Raw genomic sequence first — 22,331 nt, 5'->3', positions numbered from 1 at the left:
ATATTTTCTCTTGATAATTACAGATATCTGTGCATCTGTGGCAAAAATAAATACAAATGAAAAGAATTAAACATATCATCCCGTTTCTATTTCTCCTCGTTTTGATGATTGGAGTAGGATGTAGCGGAGAGCAAAAAACGGAAGACAAATCAGCGAAAGCGAAACAGCAAACCTTCACTTGCCCGATGCATCCGCAGGTGGTTAAGCACGAAATGGGAGCTTGCCCAATTTGTGCAATGGATTTGGTGCCATTCGAGAAAAATAGTGATGATAAAAGCCTCAAGCTTGATGCACAAAGACAGTTACTGGCCAATATCAAAACTATTCGTATTGGCGATGAAGGAAATGGTGAAGGCATCTCGAACCAAAGTGTTTTGAATGGTAGGTTAGTGGTTGACCCTCAGCAAAGCAATTACATCTCAGCAAAAGTGGCGGGTAGAGTAGACGAATTGTTCGTTAGAGAAACTGGGGTTGCAATTAGCAAAGGACAGCCATTATATAAACTGTACTCGGAGCAGTTGGCGACTTTGCAGCAAGAATATCTGATGGCTTTGGCGCAACAAAAGCAATTTGCTGGAGATAAATTGGAACAACAATTGGTTTCATCGGCTAAGCAAAAATTAATATTATATGGACAGACTGAAAGTCAATTACAAAAGCTGAGCAAAACGCAACAGAAAAATCCGTACGTAACGGTGTTCGCTACGCAAAGTGGAACAGTTGCTGAATTAAGCATTACCCAAGGTCAATATGTAGCGGAAGGTAGTCCGATTATACGGTTGGAAGGTTATGGGAAATTATGGGTAGAGGCAGATGTTTATCCAAATGAAATGAAGCAGCTTAAACAAGGTCAAACTTTAAAGGTCGTGGTAAATGGTTGGGAAGACCAAGCGCAAACGATGAAAGTTGATTTCATTAATCCGTCGCTACAAGCTGGTACACAACTGACGCAAATTAGAGGAAGTATCGCTAATCCTAACGGACAATGGCAGCCCGGTTTGCAGGTAAAGGTAATGTTGGCATCGCAGGGAGTTGGCGACGGAATGAATTTGCCGGTAGATGCCGTTATTCGTGATGGTAAAGGCCCGCATGTGTGGATTAAAACAGGGAAAAATAGTTTTGAACCAATGTCAGTAAGCGTTGGTAAAGCAAATGGAAATAGCATTAACATTACTTCAGGTATTGCCACAGGCGATGAAGTAGTAGTTACAGGAGCTTATTTGTTGTACAGTGAGTTTGTGTTAAAGAGAGGGAAACATCCGTTGGATAAATCGTAAGCCTTTAATTTTAAAAACAATGAAAAAGAACATTTTATTAATAGCGATAGCAACAATCTTCGTGGCTTGCAACCAAAAAGCTGAAGAGAAAAAAGAAACTGTTGCGAAAGAAAAAGTAGCGATAGAAACTCTAAATGAAGTATCGCTAAAAAGCGACCAATTGAATGCCGTTTATCAGCAGTATCTTTTGTTAAGCGATGCATTGATTAATTCAGATTTAGCTACGGCAAAGGAGGCAAGTATGGCGTTCGAACTAGGTGCAAAATCATTGAAGGACGGTGGGCGATTAGTAAGTTTTGCATCAAAAATTACTGCTGCTTCAGATATCGAAGTGCAACGAAGCCTGTTCTCTAATTTAAGCAACGAAATGATTGCTAAGGTAAAAGCTATCGGTTTGCAATCGGGAGAAGTTTACGTAGAGCATTGTCCAATGGCCTTGAACGATAAGGGCGCTTCTTGGTTGAGTAATAAGAAAGAAATCAGAAATCCATATTATGGAGAAAGTATGATGGATTGTGGGGAGATTAAAGAGACTTTGAAATAGCTTCATTGCCGTTGGTTTAAACCAACGGCAATGATTTTACCTCCTCCACTTAAACAACCATTTCGCCAATTCATTTGTAGCCAATAGCGGAAAAGTAATGGTGTTATGGTCTAAATTCTCGTAAATAGTAAATCTAACTTTTGTATTTCCTTTCAATAGTTCAAAGAGTTTCTCGCTACCGTTAAAAGGATTTTCGTCATCTTTTCTGCCGTGAATTAACCAAATAGGTTTTTTCTTAATGTTCGGTAAGTTCGAAACATCAGGAACTCCAGCGATAGAAATTGCGGCAGCAAATAAATCTGGTTTGGCGCTTAATAGATGTTGCGCTGTAGAACCGCCCATCGAATAGCCAATTAAATAAATACGCTCCGCATCAATTTGAGGGTTTGTTATCAAGCTTTCTATCAATGAAAGTAGCGTTTTTAAATTTGCCTGTGGGTTAGCTGTGAGCACACCCAAAGTCTTATTTGCAGCATATTCAGTTGGTCTGGTTTCAAATTGCGGTGCCAAAACATAGGCAGGGAATTGAGTTCTCATTTCGTCTGTTAACCAAGTTCTGGTTAAAGGTTCTAGCTGCTTTTCATTATCGTTACCTAATCTTGTAGAGTTATGCAAAGCGATAATCAATGGATATTTTGCGCCAGTTTTTAGTTTCTTTGGAGCTGATAATCTGTACGGCAATTTGAAACCATTTGCTTCGTAGCTAAGTTTGGCGAATGGTCCAGCATCCATCGAATTCAATTCTTTTCTTATTGCTACAAAAGCAGTGCTATCGAAAGAAAGTGTGTTGCTTATAATTTTTTGAGCATATAGATTGGCGATTGTAAACCACAGTAAACAGAGGATAAATAGATGCTTTTTCATGCTTACGAATATCGTTGCTAAAATTGTAATGTGAAAGATTAATCGAACAAAACCGAATTTATATTTGTATTTTAAGGGAAACATCTAAACCATGCAGCAAGAAGAACTCAAAGAAAGGAACAGTAATCTATCCGTATTGCTCATCATTATCAATTTAGTTTTGGTGTGGATTTTCTTTAGCCTCATACCTAGTTCAGAAGACGAAGGCATTATGGGGATGTATTTTGCTGGTGTTGCATTTGTAGTTTTGCAAGGCATTTATGCTTTTGGTTATCGTTACCGTGCAGCCAAATGGTTTTTTGGAATTTCCTTAGTGGTTTTATTAATCTTCACAGGTCTTCTTTGGTATGTAGCACAGTTAGGCAAGGCTTTCCAACATTAATTTAGCGCAAATGAAACTCAATCTAGTCAATAAGATTTACATCGGCTTTGCCATAATTTTGGTGTTAGCTATTGTTTGGCGGGTTTTAAAATATAAAGCTTGGGACCGACATTACTTTTTTGCCAGTGTAAATGCGCCTTATACTCATCCAATTTATTTGAGAGATATCTATTTCATTTATCCTAATGACGATGATTTTGGCGGTGGATTTCTTTACTCCCGAGATGAAGTCAACAATTTTAACAGCAGTTGGGGTGCTGAATATTATTCGCCGAGGGTGAGTGACCCGTTGCCGTTTCCTAAGCAATTAGTCTTGCAGTATGTTTCCTATCGGGATAAAAAGTTTTATAAGGATACTTTGGATTTGCCAAGAGAAACCATCGAGAATACATTTAAAGAAGCCAAAGCCAAAAATCAGCTGCTGAGTATTTCTACAAATACCGGTCTTTCTGAAAAGCCAGGCTTAAACTTTGTTGTCGGAATTGCAAACGATGGCGATTTGATAGTTTGGTTACGTGGAATGTTTTTGGAAAAAGTGCTGCTAAAAACTAAGCTGAAGGCTAAAGAACTTAAACCTGAAGATTTATATCATGGTAAGAAAATGAATAAGGAAGAGTATTACAATACGGTATTTGAGTACATGCCAGATACGCTTAAACAATTGATTGGTAAAGGCTACGACAAGGATGCAAAATACATCGACAGCCCAACTCACTACATCGAAATGAATAAAGAATATTGGGAAGCGGAACAAAAACGGAAGGCAAATAAATAGATTTACTTCGCTCTACACTTTAGTCTTTCAGCTTTGGTCTTTAGTCTTTAAGTCTTTGTTCCTTAATCCTTGTTCCTACCGTACCTGAAACTTCTCCCTATACTGCGTTGGCGTCATTCCAACACTCTTTTTAAAGACTTTTCTAAACGCTTTTGGGTCGTTGTAACCAGAGCTGTAAATAATTTCATTCATCTGCTGACTGGTTTTCTCCAACAGTTTTTTAGCAGCTTCAATTCTGGTTTGCTGTAAATATTCAATAGGGGTGATGCCCGTAATTTGCTTAAACCTACGTACAATATTTCTGCGGCTCGATGGAATATCTTTAATCAACTCTTCAATAGTTGCTGCATCTTGGTAATTTGCTTCAATTTTGTTTTGTGCAATGGCCACCAACTCATCCGTATGGTCTTTTGAAGGTTGGAAAGTACTGAAATACGATTGGTTTTCGCGGTCCATATCAATAGCAAAAACCTTCGCAATGCGGATGGACATTTCTTTACCACAGTATTCGTGTATTAAGTGAAGCAACAAATGGAATGAAGAAGTAGCACCGCCACTGGTGTACAAACGGTCATCTTGCGTTACGGTCTTGTCAACTTTCAGTTTTACCAAAGGAAAAGCATTTGCAAAACCATTGCTGGCATCAACGTGGGTAGTCGCAATTTTGCCGTTCAGCAAACCGCTTGCACCTAATAAAAACGCACCTGTGCAAAAGCTGCCCAAACAAGCGCCCTTTTGGTATTGCGCAACCAAATGCGGAATGCAGTTCATATTTGCACCTAAAGAAGTCTGCATATCCTCGGAAGAAAAGGCAGGTATTAAAATAATTTGCATTAAGGGAGCATCCTTTAAAGAAGTCAACGGATAGCCTAGTGCTTCTTTAGTTTCCGTAATAGTTTCATCGCTGGCAAGCATAAAAATATAAAAAGGTGCAGCAATTCCATCTGCCACCGAGAATTTATTTACCGTTTGCAACACGTCTAACACTGCGGCAACGCTCAACAATCTATATCCTTTGCTCAGTAATACTCCTATTTTCTTCATGTTTATATTTTGATTAATCTAAAATAGTAAATGTCTCGAATGCACCCAAACTTTGACATTAATGGTAGTATGAAGGTAATGGAAAAGCCTGTAAATTAGTGTTATAAAATTTGAATATTATGGATTTGAAATCAGTAAGTAATAGAATGTATGGCTTTTTGGTGCTATACGATATACAAACCACCTTTTATCACAGTGTATTAGATGGTATCAATGATGAAGATGCCCTGAAACGTTTAGATACGAAAGCAAATCACATCAATTGGTTGGCCGGAAGTTTATTGCAAGAACGTTTTGAGTTGGCTAATTTGATGGGTGTCGATTTAAAATCTAGCTCCGATGAATTATTTAAACACCATCAAGGGATTAAGGATGTAGCCTATCCATCCTTAAAAAATTACGAAGAAGAATGGGATAAAATATCGCCTATTTTAAGAGAAAAATTCTTGAACGTTACTGATGAAGAATTGGATAAAGTAATTGATTTTCCTGTAGAACAGATGAGTTTTCCTTTGTTCGAAATGGTGAGTTTTAACAGCTATCGCGAAGCAAATTGCATTGGGCAAATTGCACTTTGGCGCAGGTTGTTAGGTTATGAAGCAATGAAATATATGTAAACTATGGAAAATAATACAACATTATTAGAAACTTGGAAAAGTACTTTTTCCGAATTGGATAAAGCAGTTCAGCGTTTTAGCGAAAGCTCATTCAATCAAAAACCAGCAGGAAGTAATTGGTCGCCTGCTATGGTTGCACAACATATAATTTTGGCGGCTACGGATATTGATAAAGTGCTTTTGGGAAATACCAAACCTGCCGAAGGCGAAGATGATGGAAAGGTAGCGCAGATTAAAGGCATTTTTCTAGATTTTGGGTCTAAATATACTTCGCCACCATTTATTGAGCCAGTTGACCAAAATTATTCACTTACAGTACAGCGAGAAAAGTTGGGTGAAATAGAAAAATCCATCATCAACATTGTTCCCAGTTTAGATTTGACTTTAACCTGCTTAGACTTTGAGTTTCCAGGAATGGGACATTTGACACGCTTTGAACTTGTAAGCTTTGTAATTTTTCATACACAAAGGCATACGCATCAGCTAAATAATATGGCTAGCGAAAGTACTAACTAATAAATAATGGAAAATTATAAATCGACAATAATACTTAAAGCAAACTCAGCTAAAGTTTTCACTGCCTTAACTCAAGAAATCCCATTTTGGTGGACGGAAATGTTTGAAGGTACCGCAAATAAAGAAGGTGAAGAATTTACAGTTCGCTTTGGCGATAGCGTCTACAAAACCATGCAAGTGGCGGAATTAGTGCCAAATGCAAAAGTAGTTTGGTACGTCAAAGCATCCTTAATTGATATCCCTGAGCTGGAAAATAAAACGGAATGGGTGGGTACAACAATAGTTTGGGAGCTCAAAGCTGAAGGCGAAAAAACTTTATTGCATTTAGAACATGAAGGCTTAAACGAAACTATAGAGTGCTACGAAATTTGTGCTAACGGTTGGCAACAATTTACCAATAGCTTGAAACTTTATGTAGAAACAGGAACTGGAAATCCTTTTAAAAAGATGTCTTAAAACACCCTCAAAATTGACTTGTTCGGCTATACTAAAAATTAAAAGCAACAGCTAAATTTGTCTTAATCATTTATCAAATCAAAACAATATAACTATGGTAATTAATCCTTATTTAAACTTTAACGGTAATACCGAAGAGGTTTTTAATTTTTACAAATCTATTTTTGGTGGCGATTTTCCTTTCGTGATGCGCTTTAACGAAATGCCACAAGACTCTGCCGACGGCGAAGGTTGTGTAGGCGAAGGCATTCCAGAAAATGATGCGAACGGACTTGCTCACATTTCACTTCCTGTTGGACAAACTATGTTAATGGCGAGTGACGTGCCTTCTAACATGCCTCCTGTAACTTCGGGAACTAACGTTTCACTGTGTATCAGTGTTGATAGCCGTGGAGATGCAGATAGAATTTTCGGAGCGTTAAGCGAAGGCGGAACCGTACAAATGCCTATGCAAGACCAGTTTTGGGGCGATTACTACGGAATGCTGGAAGATAAATTCAAAATTCAATGGATGGTAAGTTTTAACGAAGCACAAGATGGAAAAAACACTTAATAATCAACCGAAAAAATCTATCAAAGTAGCTTACTGGGTTTCTACAGGTTTATTGGCGCTTTTTATATTGCCAGGGGTTTTCTTTATGGATAGCCCCGAAGCTAAACAAGGTACAGAGCATCTAGGCATTCCAACGTGGTTGGCCATGGAAATTGGTATCGGTCACTTTATTGGTGGTTTAATTTTGATACTGCCTTTCATTGGTAAACGCATTAAAGAATGGGCTTATGTAGGCTGCGGTATCAAGTACATTTCAGCAATGATTGGGCATTTGGCGGTAGATGGCGTAGTTGCCATGTCGTTTGCTCCGCTTGTAACTTTTAGCTTATTGCTCATTTCTTACCTTACTTATCATCACCTTTTAAAATATAAAACTAATGGCTAAGCAAATATTTGTAAATATCCCTGTTAAGGATTTAAGCGTTGCGATAAAATTTTATACGCACCTAGGCTTCACTTTTAACCAGCAGTTTACAGACGAAAATGCAACTTGTATGATTGTTTCTAAAAACATCATGATAATGTTGTTAAGAGAGGAATTTTTTAAGACTTTCACTCCAAAACCTATTTCAAACGCAAAAGAAAGTACAGAAGTTTTAATCTGCATTTCTGCCGAAAGTAGGGAAGAAGTAGACCAATACGTTCGTTTGGCGATAGAAGCAGGAGGTAAAGCATTAGTGCCTAAACAAGACCACGGTTGGATGTACGGTCACGGTTTCGAAGACCTTGATGGCCACATGTGGGAAATTGGATTTATGGACATGAGTGCTGTTCCTCAAAATCCTTAAAATAATAACTAAGCATCCGAGTTAATTGCTCGGATGTTTTCTTTAATTTAGATAATGGTCGAAGTATTTAAAACCAATGTAAAATGCCCAATAATTGCGCAGCAAATTATAGCTGATGTACTTGCTGCATTTATATTGGTAGAAGTTAGCTTCGATTTGGAAGATGAAGATTGTATTCTTCGTTTAGTACTCGAAAAGACTTTTGATAATCTAGAAGCAAAGGTTTATGAAATTGTTAAGCATAACGGATGTATGGCAGAAGTTTTAACCCATGATTTTCTTTATACTCCCATCGACTATTTCCCAAACACTATGGATAGTAACAAAAGCATAAATGCCCTTTTGAGCATTTTTTAGCACTATAATTTTATTTTCCTAAAACTTTTCTCTCTTAAATTCCTTAACTTTAAAAGACTAAAACTTGAATTATGTTAAGGAAATCATCATTATTTATATTGCTAGTTGCATTTTCTTTATCGGCTTTTGCCCAAAAGAAAGACGATATTGTAGGTAAATGGTTAAATCCATCTGGCGAAGGCCAAATAGAAATTTATAAACGCGGCGATAAGTTTTTCGGTAAACTAGCGTGGATAAAAGAACCTAACGACGAAAAGGGTAAACCTAAAACCGACGAGAAAAATCCAACAGAAAGTCTGCGTAATAAACCACTTCTTAATCTAGAAATCCTTAAAAATTTCATTTTCGATGACGGTAAATGGATTGACGGAACTATTTACGACCCAAAATCTGGCAAAACTTATAGCTGTAAATTGACTTTGAAAGATGCCAATCAATTAAGCGTTCGCGGATTTATAGGCGTTTCGCTAATTGGTAGAACTGAGGTTTTCAAACGAGTTAAGTAGTTAATCATTTCTATGTCTCGATTATTCACTTGGCTATTGTTACTTTGCGGAATAACGACCGTATCAGCTCAAAATTATGAGTTAATTCCTTTAGTTGCCGACGCAAAAACAAGCATGCGTGGCCTGTCGGTGGTAAACAAGGACGTGATTTGGGTGAGCGGAAGTAAGGGGCAAGTAGGGAAATCTTTAGATGGAGGTAAAACTTGGCAATGGACACAACCCAAAGGTTACGAAACTCTAGATTTTAGAGATATTCAAGCTTTTGATAATAAGAAGGCTATTGTTGTTAATGCAGGTTCTCCGGCGTATATCTTGTCTACCGTAGACGGTGGTAAAACTTGGCGAGAAAACTACAAAAATACAGATACTGCTATCTTTTTAGATGGTATGGATTTTTGGGATGCCGAGAACGGAATGGTGTTTGGCGACCCTATCAATCATAAAATGCAATTGCTACGTACAAATGATGGCGGTTTAACTTGGAAAAACATTTCCGATTTACTGAAAGTACCAATGCAAGTTGGCGAGGCGGGCTTTGCAGCTAGTGGTACAACCATTAAAACGGCTGGCAACGGACAAGTCTGGGTGGCAACGGGCGGAAAAGTATCCAATATTTATTATTCTGCCAATTATGGCAACACTTGGAAAGTTTTTAAATGTCCAATTATACAAGGCGAAAGCAGTACAGGCGCCTTTTCTTTAGATTTTTTTGATGAGAAAAACGGTGTTGTAGTGGGTGGTAATTACCTCAAAGATAAAGACAATAGCAATAACGTACTTTACACCAAAAACGGTGGCAAAACCTGGAAGAAATCTGAGCAACCCGTAGATGGCTATCGTTCTGGCGTAATCTACGTCACTAAAGATTTTTGCGTGGCTACCGGCACTTCTGGTACCGACGTTTCTACCGATGGTGGCAAAACTTGGCAAAATATCTCCCTACTAAGCTTTAATGCTGTTAAGGCAGCCGATCAAACTATAATTTTAGCGGGAGGTAAAGGTCAGGTCTATCAACTCAAATTAATGCCCTGAAAAATATTTCTACACTGTGGGGAAATAAATACTCTGAATAGGAGTGAATGCTGTTATATTTGTATGAATACGATGTTGTTTTAATGTTAAATGACGCCAATTAGTTGTATTCTTGTAAGTGGTAGGAAAATTGCGGTGATTAACATTCAAGGAGGATAAAAATGTCTAAAATACTAATAGCCGAAGATGAAGTATTGATGCTTAAAGCCCTAGAGTTTAAGCTCAAAAAAGATGGATATCAAGTGGATGTGGCTTCTGATGGAAGACAGGCCATGGAAAAGGTAAAAAGTAATACTTACGATTTGATCCTTACAGATATCATGATGCCATTTATTGGTGGAATGGAAATTCTGAGTTACATCAAAAATGATCCTATTAAGAAAAGTACACCTGTGCTATTAATATCTGCAGTTGGGTTAGAGAACATAGTTTTGGAAGGTTTTCATTTAGGTGCCGACGACTTTATCTACAAGCCCTTCAATTTAAATGAACTTTCCGTAAGAATAAAAAGATACATTAAACAGAACGTTTTTTAGTAAGCGCTTATCTGGCAAATGAATTTTTTCGAAACCATTATAAACTATATCAAAGAAACTTACACCGATCGCTTGGTGTATTTTCCGTCCAACATACGGATTTCATTACTCATTGTGCTGTTTTGTGCCATCGCAGTGTTAGAGCTTTATATTTATATTGCATTTCGCCGCTTACATCAAGCTAACCAAAATCGAGAATTAAAAAATTGGAAGGAACATATTGATAATATGCTCGCTAACCTTATTATTTTTGATGAAAGCGAAGAAACTGATGATATTGTAGCACATTTTTATCCAAAAATGAAAAAGTTGCCACTGCGAAAAACGGTGGTGAATAAAGTGCTTATCAGCGAAATACTTACCTATCATAGGAACTTTACCGGTCAAATACAAGATGTATTATCTATTCTGTATCGAAAATTAGGCTTGGATAAAAAGTCGAAAAAGAAAATCAACAATAAGAATTGGGAGGTTAAGATAGAGGGAATTAGGGAGGCTAACGAAATGAGAATTACGGAAATGGCTGATGAAATTATCAAATATACTGATGATGAGAATGCGTTGCTGCGTATGGAAGCTCAGGCAGCCTACATCAAACTATCCCAAAAAGATCCTTTCCATTTTTTAGATAGGGCACAAGAACGGATTTTAGACTGGCATCAGGTGGTTTTGTTCGAGATCATTACTAAAAACAAGCAATTAACTATACCTTCTTTCGCAAAATGGTTGAGGTCGCCAAATGATACCGTAGTGATGCTCTGTTTGAAATTGATTGACCATTTCATGCAGTTTGACGCCGCAGATGAAGTTGAACGGTTGTTGAAGCATCACAATCCACGAGTTGTTAAAAAATCAGTAGAAATTATTGGCAAATTGGAGCTGTCTGATGCTGAGAAGAATATGTTCGAAGTTTATTTTGATCAGCCAGAGGATATTAAGCTAGAGATATTAACTTCAATCGGTAAAATCTCATCAGGAAATTATAACGATTTTTTGGCTTCCAGAATTTATTCTCCAGATATTAAAGTTAAGCGTGAGGCTTTTTATGCCATTAAGCGAGATCCAAACGATGGCGAAGGAAAATTGAGAGAAATTTACAAACAGACTACCCTAGAAAATCAGGCAATTATTAAACACGTACTTGATAACCGCATCAAATCATAATGAGAGAGTTTGTAAGCACATTTGAAACCATTTTTAACAATGCCATATTTTATTATGCGTTGTTTGTGATGGGCTCTTATGTGGTGCTAACACTGCTTTCTGCCATTGAGATGAATGGCTATATGAAGAAGAACAGTTACGTGAACTATCGTGAAATATTGATATCACCCTTGGCGCCTTCGGTTTCCATTTTAGCCCCGGCTTATAACGAAGAAGCGACCATTATTGAAAATATTAGATCACTACTTTCGCTGCATTACGGCAATTACGAGGTAATTATTATTAACGATGGGAGTAAGGACAATACTTTTCAACGTATGTTCGATTATTACCAGCTAGAGAAAGTTGATTTTGCCGTAGACTATCAAATTAAGTGCAACGAAATACGAGGGGTTTATAAGTCTAAGTTGCCATCTTTCTCTAAACTAAGTGTAGTAGATAAGGTAAACGGTGGTAAATCTGATGCTTTAAATGCTGGGATAAATGTATCTGCAAAAGATCTCATCTTATGTATCGATGTAGATTGTATTGTGCAAGAAGATGCTATTTTGAAATTGGCGAAACCGTACTTGGAAGAAAAATATCAAGTAATTGCAACTGGTGGTGTGGTGCGTATAGCCAACTCTTGTGTGGTAGAAGATGGTAAGTTGGTTGAGGTGAATATGCCGAAAAATTTGTGGCCACGTTTTCAGGTATTAGAGTACATCAGGGCGTTTTTAATGGGACGTATGGCATGGAGCAGGCTGAATGGGCTGTTGATCATTTCTGGTGCCATGGGCTTGTTCGATAAAAATACCGTGATTAAAGTTGGAGGCTACGATCATACCACGGTAGGGGAAGATATGGAGTTGGTGGTGCGCATGCGTAGATATATGTACGAACAAGATCGACGTTTTAAGGTAGTTTACATTCCGGATCCGTTATGCTGGACCGAAGCACCTACCGATTTGCAAATTTTGGGCAGACAGCGCAACCGCTGGACCCGTGGAACGATAGAAACACTGTGGATGCACAAAGATTTGTTCTTTAACCCGCGTTATGGTGTCTTGGGAATGCTAAGCTATCCTTACTGGTTCTTTTTTGAATGGTTAGCGCCAATTATAGAATTTTTAGGTATCAGTGTTTTTATTATGCTGGCAATAATGGGCAATATCAATTGGGAGTTTTCGGCTATCCTCATTGCTATGGTATACTTCTTTTCTATTGCTTTGTCTACCGTTGCCATTCTTTTTGAAGAAATGTCTTACCAACAATATACCAAGGGTGGAGATTTGGTGAAGTTGCTTTTGGCAGCATTTTTAGAGCCATTTTTTTATCATCCGCTAACAGTTTATTGGGCAATTAGGGGCAACATAGATAAGTTTACTGGTAAAAATAATTGGGGAGCAATGACACGTACAGGTTTTAAAGGAAATAATGCTTCGGCCAACGCCGAAAAAACTACAGTGTAAATGGAGAATACTTTTTTTGAGGCACCAGAATATCCGGTATTAGATAGATTTAAGAATAGTGTAGTGCTATTTTTAAAATATGCCGTTGCATTGTTTGCAACAGTGTTTTTTATTAAAATATTAGAATATACCTACGTAGCTATAAAGGGACAAATGCCAAGCGGTTTTTTCTCACTTGTATTGAAAGCATTTATTTTCGATGTGATTTTTTTGCTCAAGTCATTGCCTGTATTGTACTTGCCTTTTCTGTTGTTTTTCTTCTCTATTAAGGTTAAAAAATACATTTACGTTGCTGCAGGCGTTATTTTTAGCATCTATATCTTAATTTATTTATTGCTGTTGAAATATTTTTTCACGGCATTGGTGCCTCTTGGTTCCGATTTTTACGGTTATTCGTACGCCGATATCAAACAGACAGTTTCTGCGGGTTTAAGTATTGATGTTTTTACGATCCTTATTTTTATACTTCCATTTGTTTTTTTGTGGTTTGCGTTAAAGTTAGCTGGGAAAATTAAGACGGTTGATTACAGATTGCCAGTTGGGATATTTGTAGTGTCTTTAGGCTTGCTATATTTCAATGTGTCTGCATTACCTCCTCAATCGGGCTTTAAAAGAGATTACGATTATAACGTGGCGGTAAATAAGGAAGCTTTTTTCTTTGAAAGTAGTTACGCTTATTTTTTCGATAATGAGCCGGATGTGGATATTTACGCTGCAAATTACTTTGAAGATGGAATGGATGGTGACAATGCCGTCCGTCCGCAAATGAAGTATGTAAACACCAATTATCCTTTTTTGCGTGAAGAGAACACAGTTGATGTTTTGGGTAATTTCTTCAATATAGATACTTTAACTCGACCGAATATTGTTTTTATACAGGTAGAGGGTTTAGGAAGAGCATTTAGTGGACCAAATTCTTATTTAGGAAGTTTTACGCCGTTTTTGGATCAACTGCGAACAAGAAGTTTATATTTTGAGAATTTTTTGGCGGCACAAGGTAGAACTTTTGCTTCTTTGCCTTCTATTTTGGGATCGCTTCCATTTTTTGCCAAAGGTTACAACGATCTTGGCTCGCAAATGCCGCCAGCTTTTACCACCTTAAGTTTGCTAAAACATAATGGATATCGTTCTTCATTTTTAATGAGTACCGATGTAGCATTTGATAATGAAGGCTTATTCATCAAAGCCCAAAATGTTGATCAGTTAATTTCAAAAGCCAATTTTAACGATTTCCCCGCTTCACATAATTCTTATTGGGGTTATCCAGATTTAGATTTGATGAAAAAGGCAGTAGGTTTTTATGCTAAGCTACCAACCGATAGGCCTTTCGTGAGTTACATTCAGACTATATCAATGCATACGCCTTACAAGGTGCCAGAGATGGATAAATACTATGCTTTGATGGAAAATCAAATGAACAAACTTGGTTTTGATAACGAGCAAAAGGAAGAACATAGAAATTACAAAGACCAATACGCAACAATTCTCTACACTGACGAGGCTATCAAATATCTGTTGCAAGAATTTGCTAAGTTGCCTTCTTATCGTAATACCATTTTTATCATTACTGGCGATCACAGACTTCCGGAAATTCCAATGTCAACAAAAATAGATCGATACCATGTGCCTTTACTTATTTATTCGCCAATGTTGAAACGCAGTGCAAATATTCGCTCGGTTTCAAGTCACCTAGATATTGCACCATCAGTGGTTAAATTTTTACAAGCAAACTACCAGTTGAAAGCACCGGAGTTGGTTACTTGGGTGGGAACTGGTTTAGATACCGTTAGACAGTACAGAAACATTCATCGTTATCCTTTAAAACAAACTGTAAGTGATTTAACAGATTATGTTTCTGGTGAATATTTCTTAAACGGACAAACATTATTTAGTATGGGCGATAATTTTACACTTCAAGCTATTCAAGACGATGCCAGACAAAGTCAGTTGGTAGGAGAGTTTAACCAATATAAATCGCAAAATAGCCAGGTGATACAAACGCGGAAATTGTTGCCAGATACGCTTTACAGAAAGTTTAAACCGTAAATTTCGCTTTGGATGATGTCTTTTTGAAATGAACTTCGGGTATTGTTATCAAATGGATGAATTTGATCAGCTAAAATGAAAAATAAACAGCTTAGTGTTCTTTGTGGTTGAACACCTAATTAATCCTGCAGTTCTTCGTTGTAATCAGCTAAGATTTTATTGATCATTGGTCTGTAGAACTCCCAAAAGAAACTTACACGTTCTGCCGCAATATCGTCGTTATAAAAAAGACTCCTAAATAAACCAATCCCTTTAAAGTAAGATCCACCTTGTGAAATGGGATTGTCGGCAAAATCGCCACAAAAATAATAGAACTTGTAATCGTCTCTATAGTGCTCTATAATTGCTGGAAATTGTGCAGGTATTCCATTGTCAGCTAATATTTTTGAGCCGGCATCATTTACTTTTAAATCGTAAAACGAAACGATTTTGTTAGATCTAGATGTCTGTAAAATATCGAACCAAAACGGATATTTAATGCTTTTCGGGATATTGTATCTCTCTCGCTCTTCTTTTCGTGTTAAAATGTAAGGCACCTCGCCGTTCAAATGGTTTACATATTCTAGCACTACAATTTTATCACTTTTATTTACAAAAGCAATTCCTGCACGTTTAAATGGCCATTTATTATTGTTTTGAGCTTTGTAGTTTTCTACTAGCCAACGTGGTAGTTCCTTATTTCTCAAGGTATCAAACGAATCGAAATATTTACCTACCCAACCAGTCCATTTCACTTTAAAAGTTTGCTCAAAATCTCTTGCAACCACATCAGAAGTAGGTGTGGCGAAGGTGTTAAACTCTGTAATGATGAGTTTTTTCTTTTGCTTCATCTTTTTAAGGAAAGTCATGTCTTGAGGAGACAGACCTCCGTACAAAAGCCGTTGCCGCTCGGTTATGTTTTTCGCCAAATACCATTCTTTCGAATAAATACCGTAAGTATCGGTAATGTAGGCCATATCCACATTTCTGCTTAGTTTTTCAAGATCTTCATCAGAAACTCTTTCTAAACCTTTAAGGTCGTATTTTTTATTTTTATTAGGGAAAAAACCGAAATAATCCTTTCCAACCGTGTATAAATCTTTTGAGGTTTTGGAGTATTTGTTGTTGCGTAAAACCCAAGTAAGCGAAGCATGTTCCTGACCGGTTTTAAATAGTACGGTTTTATCTACAATGGCAATTACCAATTTGGTTTTTGGCCAAAAAAACCAAGCCAAGAACATCCAAAGGGGAAGCCCGATGACCAGATAAAATAATATGGAGCTAATGAGGCCGCGTTTCATTTTAAAAACGTTTTATTAAAGAAACGCCTACACCAATTTGGTTGCCCCATAAGCCGGTTCTGTACTCCTCATAAAACCACAATCCACTGGTAGCAATGGTGAAGTTTTTAACGAGGTCTCTAGAATAGTTTACGCCGAATTTGTAGGTGCTCAAGTTACCTTCGCCCATGATATTTCTTGCTCTGTCATCTGGCGAAATACCCGCTCCAATTTGAGCGCCGATAAAGTTATATCTGTCCGAGAAATAGTATCTGGCACTAAAAGTATACGAATGCGAGAAAATATCTACATCTGGTGATAGGTACGATTTAAGGTTGAAGTAAAAGTTACCAGTATACTTGCCGAGCGCAAGTACATAAATGTAGGTTTTGCTAGGGTTGAAATCTAGATATCGAAAACCTGTTTCGGCATCAAAACTTTTAGGTAAAGTGTAGTATAAGGATACGCCAGCTCTAAACCGAGGGAAAATATCCGACTGGGAATAGCCAGCCCCTACATACGCATAAATACCTTTAGAAATTGAGGGGTAAGCTTCTATTTCGCCTTGTAAACCATCTTCCCTAAAACGGTTGCTATACATTAAACGTCCGGTAATAGAACCCAAGCTGGTATTTCTGGTATAATCTAATGAGGTGTAGTGCCACGGATCATCAAAGCGCTTGTCGAAATAAACGTACTCGTAACTTAGGTCTATTAAGTTTTTGGCGTTTTCACTCCTCAGCATTTGGTAATAGGTCTTAACGGTATCTTGCCCTGGGTTTTGCTTGTTGTAACTCCGTAAAACTGCCAATGCCTGTCTGCTATCTTTCAGGGCATTTAGTGCTTTCGCCTTTTTAATCAATAATTCCGAAGAATTGGGATCGTACAGCAAGCCCTGATTGGCGTGGTCTAATGCTCTTCTATAATTTTCGTTCCAGTATTCTACATCAAAAATGGCAGAGTAGGCTTCCAAATTTGTAGGTTCTTTAGATAAAACCTGATTAAATTGATACCTAGCACTATCTAAGTTGTCATTCCAGGTATAAACCCTACCAAGAAATAAACGGATGTCGGCATAATCTGGACTTTTCTCTAGCGCCAGTTTTAAGGTGCTGATAATTTTTGGGTAGTTAGCTTTCTCTTTTGGGATGTTTCTAGCCTGCGTAAAAAGCTCGTCGGATGTAAGATTTGTAGTGTCTTGGGCAAATAAATTGCCAACAACAAAAAGTTGTAATATAAAAGCGATTGATAAAAACCTAATCAGTTTTTTTTTCATCCGTATAATTTTATTTATTAAGTATATTCAATTAACATACCAATAGTTAGCTAAGCTGTTAAGTCTGTGAAAATAGCTCTTTATATTCTGTAAATCTCTAAAACTAAAAAGTGTATTAATTTTATACAAAGGTGCTTAATTAACTTTAGGAAAAAAAATCTACAATTTGTAGGAATATATCCTTTGTTTTATTTTAGTGCAGATTATAAAGATACCTTTGATATGAACCTATCTGAAAAATTGGAAGCATTAAAGCTTGTTGCTGATGATTTACCTGTGCCTATAATAGTACAATCTGTGCTAGATCATAGTGTAGTTTACATGAATAAAGTTGGTTTGGATATACTGGGTGTAGATTTGAAGGAAATGCAGGCCATTAATCCTAGAGAATACGTTACTAGATATTTTAATATAGATGACGATAAAGACTACGCCGCAAAAATTAACAAACGCTTACAAGAAGTTTCAGAAAACACAACTTCGTACTTTCAGCAGGTAAAATCTAAAGACGGAACTTGGCAACTTTACGCTAGTAATACCAAGGTTTTTGTAAAAAATAACGAAGACGTTGTCACTCATTTGATTACCACTGCAAGCCCTTTAGATCCAGAGCACCATATCACCATAAAAATTAATAGGTTGATGGACGATGTGAGGTTTTTACGTAATAACGCATTGGTGTTTGGTAAAATGTCGGTAAGAGAGATAGAGGTGCTCAAACTTATGGCTTTAGGATTAAGTTCTCCCGAAATTGCAGAACAGCTTTTTATTGCATTAGCAACGGTAGAAACCCACCGCAGAAATATCCGCAAGAAACTATCGCTTAAAAATAATTACGATGCGGTAAAGTTTGCCCACGCCTTTAACTTGCTTTAATTAGCTATTAGGTTTTGGTATAGGATATTGAAACTTTCTTTAATTACAGCCCTGTAGCCATCTTTTCCTTTGGGACTGGTACCATTGGTGATAACCACAATACCAAATTTCTCTTTTGGATCGAAAAACATAGCGCTATATAAACCGTAGGCAGACCCAGTGTGGCCAGTTAATTTTTTGCCATCAATCAATTTTTCGGTTACACGCAATGCCAAACCGTAACCTTCTTCTCCGCTTAATGGTGTTTGCATTTGTTTCGAACTCTTTTTAGAGATGATTTTTACTTTTCCAACCTTGCCATAGTTCATGTGCATTAGCATGTATTTTGCTAAATCTGCGGCCGAGATTTTCATTCCACCAGTTGGAGATAAAATAGGAGTGCTATAACCCAACTGGTATTTGCTCAGTTCTTCTCTGCGTGGCGCATAGGCCGCTGGAGCAAGTTTAAAAGCTTTATTTTCGTATTCGTACAAAGGCACAAAACGTTGGCTATCTAGAGAGTCGATACAATAGCCGCCGTACAAATTTAATGGAGTAAGAATATGTTGCTTAACGTAACTATCATAACGCTGCCCAGTAATTCGTTCTATCACTGCACCAACCATATTGAAATTTAAATTACAATACAAGTAGCCAACACCGGGTTGTTTATCGGTGTAGCATTTTGCCCAGTTTTCATTTTTTGCCGGATTAATTACATCCAAATTGAAATAACCTTGGCTGTCGTTGATGCTTGAAGTATGTGAAAGCACCATTCTTAACGTAATTTTCGTGTCCGGATACTTCGGATTTCTAATTTTAAAACCTACTAAATCACCAAAATCATCATCTAAAGAGAGTTTTTTTGCTTCGGCCAACTGCATGATAGAAGTAGATGCAAACGACTTTGAAATAGAAGCAATCCTAAAAATATCGGTGTTGCTTAACGAGGTGTTGTTCTCGATGCTCTTTTTTCCAAAAGAATGGTTGTAAATGATTTGATTATCCTTAACTACAGCAACTGCTAATCCGGCTACATCAATTCTTTTCATCATTTCTGTAATTTCTGCTTCAGTTTTTTCGTGCTGAGCGAAACCAGTTAATACAATAAGGAGACAGATGATAGTAGAGATTAGCTTTTTCATTAAAATAATTCTTTTGGTTAAGGGTGATTTATGGTTATTCTAAGATAGAACTATTTGATTTAAAATTTGCTTATTTATTTATGGGCTGATAAAAGAAAAAGGCCAGATTTAACGTCTGGCCTTTGTATCTAACTAAAGCTTTGATTTGAATTCCTGAGCGAAGTCTTCCAGTTTGGTATTGCCTTCTGTCTGATGATTATTATTCACAAAATCGGCTTGTATTTTGCCTTCGCGAAGCCCTTGTCCCATTTCGGTATAAAGATGAGCCATTTCTTCTGGTAAACCTGCGCCAATCATACCCTGTAAAGATTGCTCGTCGGTAAATTCTACCCAAGGCAATGCTGGGTTTCCAGTTGCATTACCTAATAAATTAGCAGTATCAGCAGCACTGCGGAAATCACTTACGATATAACGTACGTTTTTACCTGTAGTTTGTTTTTGCAATTCTTCGGCAGCTGCTATCGCGATATCTTGTGGGTGTACATAAGGAATTTTAGTTTCTGCTGGAAAATTAGCGCCAATAATTCCTGCATTTTTAATTAAAGGAACATCGTTGTAGTGATTAGTGTAGAAATAACCAGCTCTTAAAAAAGTAACTGAAGTATTTAACTCATTATAAATTTTCTCGATTTGGTGTAAGCCAGCGATAGGACCTGTTCCTTTTTCTACATCTGCACCGATGCTGCTTAACATTACTACACGAGGTACATTTGCATGTTCAATAGCTTGTGCGAAAGCTTTTCCGGCCTTTACCGTGTTTTCAATGATGTTTTGTCCGCCCATGTTTGGTGGTGTCATTGGAAATAATGCATCAGCACCTGCAAAAGTTTGATACAGGAAATCTACATCGTTAATACTTCCAATTGCTGCAGTTGCACCTAAAGCTTCAATGGCTTCTTTTCTATCAGCATTGCTGCTAATTACAACTAATTCGTGATTTTCTTTTGCCAATAACTTAGTTAAGTGCTGACCGATATTTCCTAGGGAACCTGAAATGATAATTTTCATCTGTTTATTATTTAATGATTGATGAAGCTGTTCTTTTGAAATCATAACAACTTCGTTTGAGTTATTTAATTTTTTTATTTGTGTCAACAAAGGTATATTTGTACTTACTTTTTTACAAGTACTTACCCTAAAGTATGTATAAATGACAGCGATTAAAGAAACATCTACCATCCAAGAAAATAAGCGTTATGCGGTGTCGCAATGCCCCGTAAGTTATGTGATGGGAAAGATTGGTGGTTATTGGAAACCCATTATTTTATATCATTTAAATAAAGGCGACCAGCGATATAGTGAGTTAAAAAGGGCAATTCCTGCTATCACTGAAAAGATGCTTATTCAGCATTTGAAACAGTTGGAAGCTGATAATTTGGTTATTAGAGAAGCGAAGCCTGTGGTGCCGCCTTACGTTTCTTACCGTTTAACCGAAGCAGGGAGGGAGTTGTTTCCGGTAATTGATGCTATGGCAATTTGGGGACTTAAGGACATGGAGCGCACTTCGGTGTAATTACTTTTTATGCAACCTGCTTAGTGTTTCTCTGGAGACACCTAAAAAATGTGCAATCATTGTCTTAGAAACTCTTTGGAATAATTGAGGATATTGATCTAACAATAATTCGTACTTTTCGATAGGTGAGTTTTTCATCATAGAAAGCACTCTTTTTTGTTGCGCAACAAAGCCACCAAAAGCTTTTTGTCCGTGAAAGCGGTACATTTTAGGTAGTTTTTCACAGAGTTGATTTTTGTTTTCTAAACTAAGTTCTAAAACGATGCAGTTCTCTAATGCTTTAACACACATTTCGCCAGTATCCTGTTTAGCATAGGCTGGATAATCGGAAATCCACCAATTCTCCATTGCAAATTGAATGATGTGTTCTTTTGCTTTTTCATCAAACAGAAATGCTTTTAACAAGCCATTTACAACCAGAAATTCAGCGGTAACTTTTTCTCCAGCTTTAATTAGATATTCTTTTTTTGCTACCTCTTTTGGCTTGAAATAGCTGATGACTAATTCAAATTCTTCATCGCTAAGCGTAACAATCTGTTCAATATGTTGGCGTAAAAAAGAAGCATATTCCATTTGGTAAAAGTACGAAATGAAATATGCTTTTTAATCTTTCTTGTTTTCGTCATTGCCAGCTCGACTGGCAATCGTGATGCGATAGAAGTTACATAAAGCTTTGTGATTTCAGTTTACTGCCTACGCCGATAAGTAGGCGTATTTTTATGCTTCTATTATCGCTAATGCTTCGCTAAAGACTTGCTCTAAATGTGCTTTGTAGGTGTTCTCATAGTTTTCGATGCGCTCAGGTGTCGCATTTTTTTCTAAATCGTGGAAGTGAAAACCATCTAGTTTTTTCATTCCTGTAAATGCATTCATTCTATGGAAACCGAACATTACACCATTATCTACGCTAGTTTCGTTGAAAAACTCGCCAGGTAAAGTAAAGGCAGTTTCGGGAGCATTCCAAGTGGTGGTTAGCATATATTGGCGACCATGCAAGGAGCCACCAGTGCCATAATTAATTTCAGGATTTTCAAGTTTACGCCCATCGCTGTAATAAATTCCTTTTCTGTGACCAGCGGTGAAAACCGTATCTAAATACTGTTTAAACTTGTAAGGCAAGCCGAACCACCAAACAGGTGTGTGATAAACTACTACATCGGCCCATACGAATTTCTCTACTTCCTCGATAAGGTTATAGTCTTCATTAATATCCGTATATTTTAATTCAAATCCATTTTCGATGGTGAAAAAATCTTTATCCCAGTCGCTAATCGTTTTATTAAACTTTCCGCCCGAGTGAGCAAAGTGTTGTCCGCCATTAATTACAAATATCTTTTTCATTGTTGTTGTCAAAATCTTTATGCAAAATTCCGAA

General features: G+C 37.2%; 27 protein-coding genes. 19 read left to right on the top strand and 8 right to left on the bottom strand.

Features of this window, described 5'->3' with window-relative positions; translation table 11 throughout:
- Positions 1-56: 56 nt before the first annotated feature.
- Together AC23ME_RS08195 and AC23ME_RS08190 are read left to right on the top strand one after the other, a co-directional pair.
- A complete protein-coding gene (locus AC23ME_RS08195) occupies positions 57-1,277 on the top strand; it encodes an efflux RND transporter periplasmic adaptor subunit (protein WP_487727268.1) in 1,221 nt (406 codons plus the stop codon).
- Positions 1,278-1,296: 19 nt separating this feature from the next.
- Positions 1,297-1,821, top strand: a complete 525-nt coding sequence (locus tag AC23ME_RS08190) for a DUF3347 domain-containing protein (protein WP_487727267.1) — start codon at positions 1,297-1,299, stop codon at positions 1,819-1,821.
- A 36-nt stretch (positions 1,822-1,857) separates the two neighbouring features.
- Here AC23ME_RS08190 and AC23ME_RS08185 read toward each other — a convergent pair whose 3' ends face one another.
- On the bottom strand, positions 1,858-2,685 hold the full coding sequence (locus AC23ME_RS08185) for a carboxylesterase family protein (protein WP_487727266.1): 828 nt from the start codon (positions 2,683-2,685) through the stop codon (positions 1,858-1,860).
- Between the two features lie 91 nt (positions 2,686-2,776).
- Here AC23ME_RS08185 and AC23ME_RS08180 point away from each other — a divergent pair, with 91 nt between their 5' ends.
- Complete coding sequence (locus tag AC23ME_RS08180) at positions 2,777-3,067, top strand: hypothetical protein (RefSeq protein WP_487727265.1); 291 nt, start codon at positions 2,777-2,779, stop codon at positions 3,065-3,067.
- 10 nt (positions 3,068-3,077) lie between these two features.
- Positions 3,078-3,842, top strand: coding sequence for a DUF2931 family protein (locus AC23ME_RS08175; protein ID WP_487727264.1), 765 nt, complete (start codon positions 3,078-3,080; stop codon positions 3,840-3,842).
- A 75-nt stretch (positions 3,843-3,917) separates the two neighbouring features.
- Here AC23ME_RS08175 and AC23ME_RS08170 read toward each other — a convergent pair whose 3' ends face one another.
- The gene (locus AC23ME_RS08170) at positions 3,918-4,886 is read right to left on the bottom strand and encodes a GlxA family transcriptional regulator (RefSeq protein WP_487727263.1); all 969 of its coding nucleotides are present in this window, start codon (positions 4,884-4,886) and stop codon (positions 3,918-3,920) included.
- A 119-nt stretch (positions 4,887-5,005) separates the two neighbouring features.
- Between AC23ME_RS08170 and AC23ME_RS08165 the strand changes: the two genes are divergently transcribed.
- From AC23ME_RS08165 to AC23ME_RS08105, 13 genes are all read left to right on the top strand, one after another.
- Positions 5,006-5,503: a DinB family protein gene (locus tag AC23ME_RS08165; protein WP_487727262.1), complete on the top strand. Its 498-nt coding sequence runs from the start codon at positions 5,006-5,008 to the stop codon at positions 5,501-5,503.
- A gap of 3 nt (positions 5,504-5,506) precedes the next feature.
- The gene (locus tag AC23ME_RS08160) at positions 5,507-6,019 is read left to right on the top strand and encodes a DinB family protein (protein ID WP_487727261.1); all 513 of its coding nucleotides are present in this window, start codon (positions 5,507-5,509) and stop codon (positions 6,017-6,019) included.
- Positions 6,020-6,025: 6 nt separating this feature from the next.
- Positions 6,026-6,475, top strand: coding sequence for an SRPBCC family protein (locus AC23ME_RS08155; protein ID WP_487727260.1), 450 nt, complete (start codon positions 6,026-6,028; stop codon positions 6,473-6,475).
- 94 nt (positions 6,476-6,569) lie between these two features.
- Positions 6,570-7,028 (top strand): VOC family protein, encoded by a 459-nt coding sequence (locus AC23ME_RS08150; RefSeq protein ID WP_487727259.1) that lies wholly within the window; start codon positions 6,570-6,572, stop codon positions 7,026-7,028.
- Entirely contained in the window at positions 7,012-7,413 is a 402-nt protein-coding gene (locus tag AC23ME_RS08145; protein WP_487727258.1) for a DoxX family protein, read from the top strand. Before AC23ME_RS08150 ends, AC23ME_RS08145 begins: the two co-directional genes overlap by 17 nt.
- The gene (locus tag AC23ME_RS08140) at positions 7,406-7,816 is read left to right on the top strand and encodes a VOC family protein (protein WP_487727257.1); all 411 of its coding nucleotides are present in this window, start codon (positions 7,406-7,408) and stop codon (positions 7,814-7,816) included. The genes AC23ME_RS08145 and AC23ME_RS08140 overlap by 8 nt, the downstream gene beginning before the upstream one ends.
- 54 nt (positions 7,817-7,870) lie before the next feature.
- Complete coding sequence (locus AC23ME_RS08135; RefSeq protein WP_487727256.1) at positions 7,871-8,173, top strand: hypothetical protein; 303 nt, start codon at positions 7,871-7,873, stop codon at positions 8,171-8,173.
- 71 nt (positions 8,174-8,244) lie between these two features.
- Complete coding sequence (locus AC23ME_RS08130; RefSeq protein ID WP_487727255.1) at positions 8,245-8,679, top strand: DUF2147 domain-containing protein; 435 nt, start codon at positions 8,245-8,247, stop codon at positions 8,677-8,679.
- 12 nt (positions 8,680-8,691) lie between these two features.
- Positions 8,692-9,711, top strand: coding sequence for a WD40/YVTN/BNR-like repeat-containing protein (locus tag AC23ME_RS08125; RefSeq protein WP_487727254.1), 1,020 nt, complete (start codon positions 8,692-8,694; stop codon positions 9,709-9,711).
- Positions 9,712-9,872: 161 nt separating this feature from the next.
- Positions 9,873-10,247: a response regulator transcription factor gene (locus AC23ME_RS08120; RefSeq protein WP_487727253.1), complete on the top strand. Its 375-nt coding sequence runs from the start codon at positions 9,873-9,875 to the stop codon at positions 10,245-10,247.
- Positions 10,248-10,265: 18 nt separating this feature from the next.
- Positions 10,266-11,411, top strand: coding sequence for a HEAT repeat domain-containing protein (locus AC23ME_RS08115; RefSeq protein ID WP_487727252.1), 1,146 nt, complete (start codon positions 10,266-10,268; stop codon positions 11,409-11,411).
- Positions 11,411-12,862 (top strand): glycosyltransferase family 2 protein, encoded by a 1,452-nt coding sequence (locus tag AC23ME_RS08110; RefSeq protein WP_487727251.1) that lies wholly within the window; start codon positions 11,411-11,413, stop codon positions 12,860-12,862. The genes AC23ME_RS08115 and AC23ME_RS08110 overlap by 1 nt, the downstream gene beginning before the upstream one ends.
- Entirely contained in the window at positions 12,863-14,908 is a 2,046-nt protein-coding gene (locus AC23ME_RS08105) for an LTA synthase family protein (protein ID WP_487727250.1), read from the top strand.
- 119 nt (positions 14,909-15,027) lie between these two features.
- On the opposite strand, the gene AC23ME_RS08100 is transcribed toward AC23ME_RS08105, so the two are convergent.
- Both AC23ME_RS08100 and AC23ME_RS08095 read right to left on the bottom strand, forming a co-directional pair.
- Positions 15,028-16,188, bottom strand: coding sequence for a hypothetical protein (locus AC23ME_RS08100; RefSeq protein WP_487727249.1), 1,161 nt, complete (start codon positions 16,186-16,188; stop codon positions 15,028-15,030).
- A 1-nt stretch (position 16,189) separates the two neighbouring features.
- A complete protein-coding gene (locus AC23ME_RS08095; protein ID WP_487727248.1) occupies positions 16,190-17,443 on the bottom strand; it encodes a YaiO family outer membrane beta-barrel protein in 1,254 nt (417 codons plus the stop codon).
- Between the two features lie 222 nt (positions 17,444-17,665).
- Between AC23ME_RS08095 and AC23ME_RS08090 the strand changes: the two genes are divergently transcribed.
- The gene (locus AC23ME_RS08090; RefSeq protein WP_487727247.1) at positions 17,666-18,319 is read left to right on the top strand and encodes a LuxR C-terminal-related transcriptional regulator; all 654 of its coding nucleotides are present in this window, start codon (positions 17,666-17,668) and stop codon (positions 18,317-18,319) included.
- Here AC23ME_RS08090 and AC23ME_RS08085 read toward each other — a convergent pair.
- Positions 18,316-19,443: a serine hydrolase domain-containing protein gene (locus AC23ME_RS08085; RefSeq protein WP_487727246.1), complete on the bottom strand. Its 1,128-nt coding sequence runs from the start codon at positions 19,441-19,443 to the stop codon at positions 18,316-18,318. The genes AC23ME_RS08090 and AC23ME_RS08085 overlap by 4 nt on opposite strands.
- A 132-nt stretch (positions 19,444-19,575) precedes the next feature.
- Positions 19,576-20,496 (bottom strand): NmrA family NAD(P)-binding protein, encoded by a 921-nt coding sequence (locus tag AC23ME_RS08080; RefSeq protein ID WP_487727245.1) that lies wholly within the window; start codon positions 20,494-20,496, stop codon positions 19,576-19,578.
- 97 nt (positions 20,497-20,593) lie between these two features.
- On the opposite strand from AC23ME_RS08080, the gene AC23ME_RS08075 reads away from it, so the two are divergent.
- Entirely contained in the window at positions 20,594-20,956 is a 363-nt protein-coding gene (locus tag AC23ME_RS08075) for a winged helix-turn-helix transcriptional regulator (RefSeq protein WP_487727244.1), read from the top strand.
- Here the strand turns inward: AC23ME_RS08075 and AC23ME_RS08070 are convergent, their stop codons facing one another.
- Positions 20,957-21,529, bottom strand: a complete 573-nt coding sequence (locus tag AC23ME_RS08070) for a Crp/Fnr family transcriptional regulator (RefSeq protein WP_487727243.1) — start codon at positions 21,527-21,529, stop codon at positions 20,957-20,959.
- 144 nt (positions 21,530-21,673) lie between these two features.
- Complete coding sequence (locus AC23ME_RS08065) at positions 21,674-22,297, bottom strand: NAD(P)H-dependent oxidoreductase (RefSeq protein ID WP_487727242.1); 624 nt, start codon at positions 22,295-22,297, stop codon at positions 21,674-21,676.
- Positions 22,298-22,331: the final 34 nt, after the last annotated feature.

The organism is Pedobacter sp. T50_32 (genome assembly GCF_057652195.1).
The sequence above is the reverse complement of the archived record's forward strand: the minus strand, read 5'-3'. Positions and strand labels throughout refer to the sequence as shown.